The organism is Clostridium arbusti SL206, assembly GCF_000246895.1.
Classification (GTDB): Bacteria; Bacillota; Clostridia; order Clostridiales; family Clostridiaceae; genus Clostridium_I; species Clostridium_I arbusti.
The window spans coordinates 1-9,288 of record NZ_BAEV01000131.1 but is presented as its reverse complement, the minus strand read 5'-3'; the positions used below and the strand labels follow the sequence as shown (position 1 = coordinate 9,288).

At 28.6% G+C, this 9,288-nt stretch carries 11 protein-coding genes; all 11 read left to right on the top strand.

Translation table 11 applies throughout. The features are described from left to right. Nucleotides 1-302: 302 nt before the first annotated feature. Nucleotides 303-1,196: a mechanosensitive ion channel family protein gene (locus tag RH99_RS16620; RefSeq protein WP_010240864.1), complete on the top strand. Its 894-nt coding sequence runs from the start codon at nucleotides 303-305 to the stop codon at nucleotides 1,194-1,196. Next, on the top strand, nucleotides 1,189-1,392 hold the full coding sequence (locus tag RH99_RS16615; protein ID WP_010240862.1) for a DUF951 domain-containing protein: 204 nt from the start codon (nucleotides 1,189-1,191) through the stop codon (nucleotides 1,390-1,392). Before RH99_RS16620 ends, RH99_RS16615 begins: the two co-directional genes overlap by 8 nt. A gap of 98 nt (nucleotides 1,393-1,490) precedes the next feature. Further along, on the top strand, nucleotides 1,491-1,778 hold the full coding sequence (rpsF, locus tag RH99_RS16610; RefSeq protein ID WP_010240860.1) for a 30S ribosomal protein S6: 288 nt from the start codon (nucleotides 1,491-1,493) through the stop codon (nucleotides 1,776-1,778). A 20-nt stretch (nucleotides 1,779-1,798) separates the two neighbouring features. Continuing rightward, nucleotides 1,799-2,233, top strand: coding sequence for a single-stranded DNA-binding protein (locus RH99_RS16605; RefSeq protein ID WP_010240859.1), 435 nt, complete (start codon nucleotides 1,799-1,801; stop codon nucleotides 2,231-2,233). 25 nt (nucleotides 2,234-2,258) lie between these two features. Then, nucleotides 2,259-2,543: a 30S ribosomal protein S18 gene (gene rpsR, locus RH99_RS16600; RefSeq protein ID WP_010240858.1), complete on the top strand. Its 285-nt coding sequence runs from the start codon at nucleotides 2,259-2,261 to the stop codon at nucleotides 2,541-2,543. Nucleotides 2,544-3,056: 513 nt separating this feature from the next. Beyond that, nucleotides 3,057-4,286, top strand: a complete 1,230-nt coding sequence (locus tag RH99_RS16595; protein ID WP_010240857.1) for a magnesium transporter MgtE N-terminal domain-containing protein — start codon at nucleotides 3,057-3,059, stop codon at nucleotides 4,284-4,286. A 16-nt stretch (nucleotides 4,287-4,302) separates the two neighbouring features. Next, complete coding sequence (locus RH99_RS16590) at nucleotides 4,303-5,556, top strand: Nramp family divalent metal transporter (RefSeq protein ID WP_010240856.1); 1,254 nt, start codon at nucleotides 4,303-4,305, stop codon at nucleotides 5,554-5,556. 118 nt (nucleotides 5,557-5,674) lie between these two features. Beyond that, the gene (pdxR, locus tag RH99_RS16585) at nucleotides 5,675-7,114 is read left to right on the top strand and encodes a MocR-like pyridoxine biosynthesis transcription factor PdxR (RefSeq protein WP_010240855.1); all 1,440 of its coding nucleotides are present in this window, start codon (nucleotides 5,675-5,677) and stop codon (nucleotides 7,112-7,114) included. Between the two features lie 74 nt (nucleotides 7,115-7,188). Continuing rightward, entirely contained in the window at nucleotides 7,189-8,019 is an 831-nt protein-coding gene (locus RH99_RS16580; RefSeq protein ID WP_010240853.1) for a nuclear transport factor 2 family protein, read from the top strand. Nucleotides 8,020-8,220: 201 nt separating this feature from the next. Continuing rightward, on the top strand, nucleotides 8,221-8,538 hold the full coding sequence (locus RH99_RS16575) for a MazG-like family protein (protein WP_010240850.1): 318 nt from the start codon (nucleotides 8,221-8,223) through the stop codon (nucleotides 8,536-8,538). Between the two features lie 46 nt (nucleotides 8,539-8,584). Further along, the coding region (locus RH99_RS16570; protein WP_010240847.1) for a DUF2232 domain-containing protein at nucleotides 8,585-9,288 on the top strand (704 nt) is incomplete at its 3' end.

Sequence of the window (9,288 nt, the reverse complement as noted above, 5' to 3'; positions counted from 1 at the left end):
ACACGTAGTATAAATATGTTCATAAATTTACCTCATAAAAAAAATTAATTATTCTATAACTATATTTTTAATAGAAAAAATAATTATATGCATATTATAACATACTAATTAATGCGAGGGTAATATGATACTAATATAATAATTGATTTCAAAATTGTAACTAATTTATATATTGTTGAATTTATATATTAATTAATGTAATAGATAAATAAAATATACATGTGCTAATTTAAAATATACTTGCTTTTGAATTAGGCGAGTTTATGGTATATTATAATAAAAAATACAAAGGTGGTTAGGCTATGATTTCCAAATTACAAGCCTTTGGAGGAATAAAAATAGATTTAGATAATGGTGGCATAAAGATAGGCAATATAAATTTAAATATATATAAAGGCATGATAATATTATTAAAAGTATTTATTATAATAGTTGTTATGTATGTTCTTGTAAAGATAGGTAGTACCATAATTGACAAAGCAGTTAAAAAGCATAATGAATCAAGATTTTTTATAGATAATAAGAAATCTAAAACAATAGGTGCATTATTAAAGAGTTTATTAAAGTATGGAGTCTATTTTGTTGGAATTATAGCGATATTAAATATTACGGATGTATTTGGTACTATCAGTATAACCTTTGCTAGTATTGGTGGGGTTGCTATTGGTCTTGGATTACAGAGTATAATCAAAGATGTTATCAATGGATTCTTTATTATCTTTGAAAATCAATTTTCTGTAGGAGACTATATAGACGTAGATAATAGAGGCGGAATAGTAGAAAGTATAGAACTTAGAGTTACGAAAATAAGAGATTTTAATGGAGATTTACATATAATACCCAATGGTCTTATTATGAAGGTAACAAATCATTCAAGAGGGTCAATAAGGATAAATGTAGATATATGTATAGATTATGGTGAAAGAACAGATAAAGTTATAGATGCCATGAATAGGGCTTGTGATAAATTTAGTAAAATATCTAAGGATATAACAGAAAAGCCTAAGGTTCTTGGTATAGTTTCTTTTAGTGGAACTGGAATGAATATGAGGATAGCAGGTAAGGTTAAACCATCTACTCAGGCTCAAAATGAAAATCAACTTAGAAAATTTATAAAAGATGAATTAGATGATTCTAACATAGTAATTACTAGTAATATAAAAGAGGTTATTATTAAGGAGGAGAAAAATGCATAAGACTTTTGAATTGGGGGATATTGTAAAAATGAAGAAACAGCATCCCTGTGGAATAAATGCTTGGGAAATTATAAGGACTGGTGCAGATATAAAAATTAAGTGTACAGGATGTGGAAGAATAGTAATGCTTCCAAGAAGTAAATTTGAAAAAGATATGAAGGCAATTATTGAAACTAATAATAAAACTAATGAATAAAGTATTTGCAAATTCTTTATAATTATGATATTATATATTGATGTAATCCCTGCTATGCAAATGCATAGCCGCTAGACCGGGGGGAGGAGGTGAATCTAATGAGAAAGTATGAAACTTTATTTATATTGAATCCATCATTAGAAGATGACATCCTTAAAGCTAATGTTGAAAAGTTTAAAGGTGTTATTGAAAATGGTGGTGGAACAGTAGATAATATTGATTCTTGGGGCAAGAGAAAGCTTGCTTATGAAATAAACAAAGTTAGTGAAGGATATTATACATTAATAAACTTCAGTGCTGATTCCGAATTACCAAAAGAATTAGATCGTGTTTTCAGAATTACTGATGGTGTTATAAGACATCTAATAGTAAGAGATGAAAAATAATTTAAAGTGGTGGTGTAAAGATGAACAGAGTTGTTTTAATAGGCAGACTTACTAAGGACCCAGAGCTTAAATTTACTCCAGGGAATGGTAATGCCGTTGCTACCTTTACTATTGCAGTTGATAGAAGAATGCCTAATAAAGATGGTGTAAGAGAAGCTGATTTTATTCCTATAGTAGTATGGGGAAAGCAAGCAGAGTCTACAGCTAATTATATGAGCAAGGGTAAGCTTATAGGTATTAGTGGTAGAATACAAACCAGATCTTATGAGGCTAAGGATGGCGGCAGAAGGTATGTTACCGAAGTAGTTGCTGATGAAATACAATTCCTTGAATGGGGAGGAAACAAATCCTCAGCACCAAAGGATGAATTTAGATCTAATTCTATGGGAGATGTGAACGAACCAGATGTTGGAGCAGATATAACTCCAATTGATGATGGAGACATACCCTTTTAAAATTTAAGGTAAGGAGGATAAAAAAATGGGTAGAGAAAATGGAAATAGTAGAGACGGAAGAGATGGAAGAGATTCAAGAAAAGGCGGTCCAAGAGGTAGAAGAATGAAGAGAAAAGTTTGTTCATTCTGCATGGATAAAGCTGATAATATAGATTATAAAGATATTAATAAATTAAGAAAATATATCACAGAAAGAGGAAAGATTCTTCCTAGAAGAATTTCTGGAAACTGTGCTAAACATCAGAGAATGTTAACTGAAGCAATTAAGAGATCAAGAAATATAGCTTTATTACCATTCACAACTGAATAAAAATTAAGCTCCTGTTTTTACAGGAGCTTAATTTTTTTTCAGTTATATAGGAAAGTAAAAAGTTTTTGGAAGGAAAATTAAGGTTTGAAATAATACTATCATATTTTAAATATATAAGGCATGTGAAAATAAATAACAAGTCAAAGATGCGAGGTCTATTTTGAATTATACAAGGAAACAGGTTCTGATGATAGTGGTGATATCAGAAGGTTCCGTTGACGTAGTAGGATTCAAAATAGACTAGCATACTGACTAGTTATTTATTTGAATATGCCTTATAGTATTGGATAAAATTTAGTACGTGGAGTTGCATTTATTAAGCATAGGAATATAATAATATTGTAAACAAATTCACAAAATGTAAGTTTGTATATATAAGAAATGGAGTGTGATTATATTAATGGACAGTGGACCCAACCATAATTATCAAGTATTACAATTGAATAATAAAGGAAGAGTGTACATACATTAATGTTTTTTGTAGTGCATTTTTCTGAAAAAGGAGGATGTACTATGGAAATAAACAGCTTTTATTTGAGTAGAGTTCTTGGAAGAAAAGTTTTTACTGCGGATAGAAAAATAGTTGGTAAAATCAAGGACTTAGGTATAAGAAGCAACTTAAAAACTCCTAGAGTTGAGGTTATAAAAATAAAGACTCAAGAAGGAATAATATATATAAAATGGAATAGTATATCTATAAGCAAAGAAGATGGTCAATACGTTATAATATGTGATGGAATTAAAAAGTCTGATTCAAAAGATATTATGTTTTTATCACATCATATACTGGATAAACAGATTATAGATGTAAATGGAAGAAAAGTTGTTAGGGTAAATGATATAAGATTAGCTAATCTATTAACTGGAATTTTTATAATTGCTGTAGACATTGGCACAGAAGGCGTATTGAGAAGAATAGGGATTGCAAAACCGTTAATGAAAATGGGTTTAAAAGTATCTAGTAAACTTATACTATGGAATGATGTGGAGACAATTTTTAATTCAAATGAAAATATTATGCTTTCAAAAACATATAATAAATTATCAATATTACATCCATCTGATTTAGCTGATATTATTGAAGATTTTGATGGAAATACAGGAATGATGATTTTTTCTAGTTTAGATAATTCAAAGGCTGCAGATGTGTTAGAACAAATGGAGGAAGATGCACAGATAAATCTTATAAGAAATTTATCTACAGATAAGATAGCAGATATATTAGAAGAGATGCCAGCAGACGAAGTGGCAGATATATTAGACGGTTTAAGTGAGCATAAGGCCGAAGAACTGTTAAATAATATGGAAAAAGAAGCTTCCGATGAAGTAAGGGAGCTTATGGAGTATGAGGATAATCAAGTTGGCAGTTTGATGTCTACAGAGTATATGGCACTTAAATCAAATCTAAGTGTGGAGGATGTTATAAGTATATTTAGAAAATTAAAACCAGAAGAGGATGAAATGTATAGCATTTATGTAGTGGACAATACGAATAAGCTTATTGGAACAGTTTCATTAAGAGATATTGTTATATCTAAATCTGGGGATAAATTAGAAAGTATAATGAATAAAGATTTTTCATATATAGTGGATAAGGACGATATTCATGAATTAATAAAGTTAGTTTCTAAATATAACCTTTTAGCTATCCCCGTTGTTAATGAAAAAATGGATCTTTTGGGTAATGTTATTATAAATGATATCATATATGAACTATTGAAAACAAAAAAAAGAATAGGATAGACGGGAGGAAGCTAAGATGGAAGCGAGTAATAAAAATACAAGGCTTGGTAGAATTATCCTATTTTTAAGTATTCTAGGGCCAGGAATTATTACTGGTAGTGTTGATAATGATGCAGGGGGCATAACAGCATACTCTATTGCAGGTGCTAGTTATGGATATAAGCTTATTTGGACATTAATACCTGCATTCATTGTACTCCTTGTAGTTCAAGAGATGAATGCAAGGATGGGAATTGTAACAAAAAAAGGATTAGCAGATTTAATACGAGAGAATTTTGGCATAAGAATTACTTTTCTTATATTTTTAGGACTTATAATAGCTGATATAGGAAATACTGCTACAGAATTTGCTGGAGTAGCAGGTAGTATGCAGATATTTGGTATATCAAAATATATATCTGTACCATTAGGAGCAATATTAGTATGGTTCATGGTAGTGAAAGGAACATATAAATCATCTGAAAAGATTTTTTTAATATTTAGTGTATTCTTATTATCATACATAGTTTCTGCAATATTAGCTCAACCAGATTGGCATCAAATAGGTAATTCTATTGTGAGACCATCTATGGATATGAGTGAAGGTAGTTTGAGTATGGTAATAGGTTTAGTAGGTACAACCATAGCACCATGGATGCAGTTTTATATGCAATCATCTGTAATAGAAAAGGGTATAAAGATTGAAGAATATAAGTATGAGATATGGGATGTAGTTATTGGTTGTGTCATTACCGTTGTAGTTGCCTTTTTTATAATTGTAGCTTGCGCAGCAACACTACATGAAAAGGGAATATCAATTAATGAGGCTAAGGATGCAGCTATTGCTTTAAAACCTCTAGCAGGAAATTTTGCATCGGAAATATTTGCTTTTGGACTTTTGGTGGCATCTATATTTTCAGCGACTATACTTCCCTTAGCTACAGCTTTTTATATATGTGAAGCTTTTGGTTTTGAGGCAGGTATAGATAAAACTATGAGTGAAGCACCACAATTTTATATATTATTTACTGCAATAATGGCAATAGGGGTATTAATTATATTAATACCAGGAGCACCACTTATTAAGATAACATTATTCACTCAGGTAATTAATGGAGTCTTATTACCAGTAGTTTTAATATGTATGATGCTTATGGTGAATAATAAAGAGATTATGGGTAAATATGTTAATAAAGGTATAGGAAATATTGTTGGCTGGGGAACAATTATAGTTCTAATATGTCTAACATTTTTACTAACTTTTGAACCGATATTAAAGAAAATTTTATAAAAAGTTTAAAATAAATGGTCTTATAATAAGGGTTAGACTATTTATTTTTTTTCATTTATGAGCCATAATAGAAGTAATGTTAAATTAGTGGGCTTTTAGAATTGTGAAGAGGTGCATCATGTTTTTAGATATAAAGCTAAATGGAGAACTACCTATATATTTGCAAGTTAAGAATTATATAAAAGACATGATTTTAAGAGGTATGTTTCGAAGTGGAGAGAAATTACCATCTACTAGAGAATTTGCTACAATTCTTAAGGTTAGCAGAAATACAATAATAACGGCATATGAGTTTTTAGAAGATGAAGGATTTATATATATTGAAAAGGGTAAGGGAACATTTATAAATGAACTTCACATAAATAAGCAGGATCAATGGTGCTTAGATTGGCGTAAGAAAATAAATAAATATGCTGTAGATTCAGAAAAGTTAGATATTATGAAGCATGAGCTTATATATAAAAAAGGAATGATATCTTTTAAAAGTATATCACCAGATGAGAACTTATTTAATATGGAGGATTTTAAGAGGGCATTTTTAAATAGAATTTCATTAGAAGGAAATAGGTTATTAAACTATGGATATGCCAAGGGATACAAGCCTCTTATTGATTATCTATTAGACTATATGACAAGTAAGGGTGTTGATATTGAAAACAAAGATATATTGATTACCAATGGTTTTACAGAAGGCTTTGATTTAATACTATCATCGATTACTAATGAGGGAGATAATATATTAACGGAGAATCCAACTCATAATACAGCTATAAAGCTGATGAAACTTCATGGACTAAATATAGTGGGTATAGATATGAAGCAAGATGGAATGGATATAGAAGAACTTATAAATAAGGTTAATAATAATCATATAAAATTAGCCTATGTAATACCTTCTTATCATAATCCTACAGGTATAGTTATGTCTTCACAAAAAAGAGTGGAGATCTATAATATATTTAAGAAATACAAAATCCCTATAGTAGAAGATGGATTTAATGAAGAATTAAGATATTCTGGTTCACACATTGCTCCACTTGCAGCCATGGCAGGAAAGGGTAATAGTATAATATATGCAGGAAGTCTTTCTAAAATTTTATTTCCAGGACTTAGGATTGGCTGGATACTGGCAGATAAGAATCTTGTTTCAATAATGGAAAGTGTAAAAAGAAGCAGGAATATACATACATCATTTTTAGATCAGGCAGTTTTTTATGAATATTTAAAAGAGGGAAATTTTGAGAAATATCTTAAAAAGGTTAGAAGAGAATACCGAGAAAAGTATAAATTTGCAGTGGAGTGTATAAAAAGATATATACCTTGTGAATGTATATATGGTGAAGGAGGAATTCATTTATTTATAAAATTACATGGAATTAATGCAAGGAAAGTTTTAGAAAAGTGTTATGAAAAAAAGGTTATTTTTACAGCGGGAGATATCTTTTATGTTGATGAGAAGGGAGAGGATACTTTTAGATTGGGTATCGCCAGAAATTCAATTGAGGAGATCGATGAAGGATTTAAAATTATAGGTGAAGTTATAAAATCTATGACATAAAGTACCATTGAAGTATAGTATGGAAATTGAATATAATTAATTAAGACTATAATAAAAAATAGGTGGGATATTTAATGAAAAGGAATTTAATAGTAATTATTATTGCAGCTGTAGTTAGTATTTCTTTAGTTGGATGTGGGGCAAGTAACAGTTCTGAGAAAAAGGATACTAAACAAGCAACAAAAAAGGAAAGTTCTGTAGTTAATGTAAACGATAATGATATAATAAAACTTATAAATGATAAAACAAAGGCTATAAATGATAAAAATTTAAATAATTATTTAGATACCTTTGTAAAAGATACAGATACATATAATAAAGAAAAACTAGATAAAAAAGACTATATTGATAATTTTAAAGTTAAGGCGGAAGTATCAAATCCAAAGGTACTTAATGTATCTGATAAACAGGCTCAAGTACAATATGTAGTGAATACAACAAAGATTAATGGTCCTGGATTTTTGGATAATAAATCATTGTATGTGGACAATTTAAAAAAGGTAGATAATAAGTGGAAAATAGATAGTGAAGATGTACTAAATGTAGAGTTTAAAGATGATATCTATGAAACTGTATATGATAATATACAAGCTTTAAATGAAAAGGACATAAATAAATATATGGGTACAATAGATTCAAGCAATACTGATGATTATAACAAGTTTAAAGAGAATCAGTTAGATATATTTGATAAATATGATCTATCTTATAATCTGGAAGAAGCAGATGTATTTGATAGTAAATCAGATAAGGATACGGCAGTAGGATTTATAGAAACTATTGTTAAGAGGGATAATTCTGATTTTAAGAATAATAAAACTACAGGAGTGATGCATCTTAAAAAGATAAATAATCAATGGAAGATATTTAAGATTGATATTCAGAAAACAGAAGATATAAAATAATAAATAGCCTCTGATTTTAGAGGCTATTTATTATTTAAATTATTTTTTCAAAGAATACTGTATGAAGATTATAGGTATAATAAGATTCGATTCTATATAGAACTTTTTTAAATTAAAGTTACATTATAATATCTATTAGTTGCATAAATATTGAAAAATAACTAAAATAGTAATAAAGGGTTGAAGGGGATGATTGCTGAGATGAGAAGAGAAGATTTTAAAATAATGTCAGATGTAAAGACTATTGAAGAATTGAAAGCTAATTTGATATGTATAATAGGGGATTTATATAAGCTTTTTACTAAGGGAAGCAATGCGGCACAGGATGCAATACTAGAATGTATTTCCGGGGCAATAATATTGTTATATGTCCTTGGCGGGAGACTTGGATATTCTCATCTTGAAATTGACGAAGAAATGAAGAAAAAATTAAAATTGGGTATAATTGAAGAAGACGGTATTGAAAAGGATGGAAAGGATTTAAGTAAATTATATAATCACTTGAAAGATAGAAATTAATTTATAATTAAGAATATTGGTGACATATACAATATAGGAGGAAAACATGCAAAACAAAACTTATAATACAAGAGCATTAGTAGAATCAAGTATAATGGCAGCAATTTTAGTAGTCACCATGCTGATATCTGTTTATATTCCATTTATATCCATAGTAGCTTACCTTGTATTACCTACACCAGTGGCATTAGTATATGTTAGAAATGGTATTAAATATGCTATAGCATCATTAATATGTGGATCATTAATAGGTTTATTTATTATGGGGCCTTTAAATGCATTACAACTTATAATTGTAGCGTTTTTTTCTGGACTGACTTTAGGGTATTGTATTAGAAATAATAAAAAAGCTTCAAGGACTTTTATGTATTCATCTATAGCTTTTATGATAATTATGATAATAAATTTATTTTTGATTACATTATTTGTATATCCAAATGGTTTTATAGGATTTATAGATAGTCTTATAAAAACCGTTAATGAATCTGTAAATATAACTAAAAATATGTATTTGAATATGGGAATGAATAAAGAAGAGATAGAAAAAGTTTTTTCAACTATACATTTGCTTGATAGGAATCAAATATTTTTCATTTTACCAGGCATTTTGATTATTACATCATTAATATTAGCGTTTTTAAATTATAAAATAACTTCATCTATATTTTTAAGATTAAAAGTTAAAATAGATAAATTAAAGGGAATAACTTCTTTTTTATATACCTACGTTAATTGGTGCTGCTATGATAA

Excerpts from the sequence above, each read along its gene's own strand:
- RH99_RS16575 (WP_010240850.1), top strand. The coding sequence starts at position 8,221 with ATGAGAAGAGAAGATTTTAAAATAATGTCAGATGTAAAGACTATTGAA.
- RH99_RS16620 (WP_010240864.1), top strand. The coding sequence starts at position 303 with ATGATTTCCAAATTACAAGCCTTTGGAGGAATAAAAATAGATTTAGAT.
- RH99_RS16590 (WP_010240856.1), top strand. The coding sequence starts at position 4,303 with ATGGAAGCGAGTAATAAAAATACAAGGCTTGGTAGAATTATCCTATTT.
- RH99_RS16615 (WP_010240862.1), top strand. The coding sequence starts at position 1,189 with ATGCATAAGACTTTTGAATTGGGGGATATTGTAAAAATGAAGAAACAG.
- rpsF (WP_010240860.1), top strand. The coding sequence starts at position 1,491 with ATGAGAAAGTATGAAACTTTATTTATATTGAATCCATCATTAGAAGAT.
- RH99_RS16605 (WP_010240859.1), top strand. The coding sequence starts at position 1,799 with ATGAACAGAGTTGTTTTAATAGGCAGACTTACTAAGGACCCAGAGCTT.
- RH99_RS16580 (WP_010240853.1), top strand. The coding sequence starts at position 7,189 with ATGAAAAGGAATTTAATAGTAATTATTATTGCAGCTGTAGTTAGTATT.
- RH99_RS16595 (WP_010240857.1), top strand. The coding sequence starts at position 3,057 with ATGGAAATAAACAGCTTTTATTTGAGTAGAGTTCTTGGAAGAAAAGTT.
- rpsR (WP_010240858.1), top strand. The coding sequence starts at position 2,259 with ATGGGTAGAGAAAATGGAAATAGTAGAGACGGAAGAGATGGAAGAGAT.
- pdxR (WP_010240855.1), top strand. The coding sequence starts at position 5,675 with ATGTTTTTAGATATAAAGCTAAATGGAGAACTACCTATATATTTGCAA.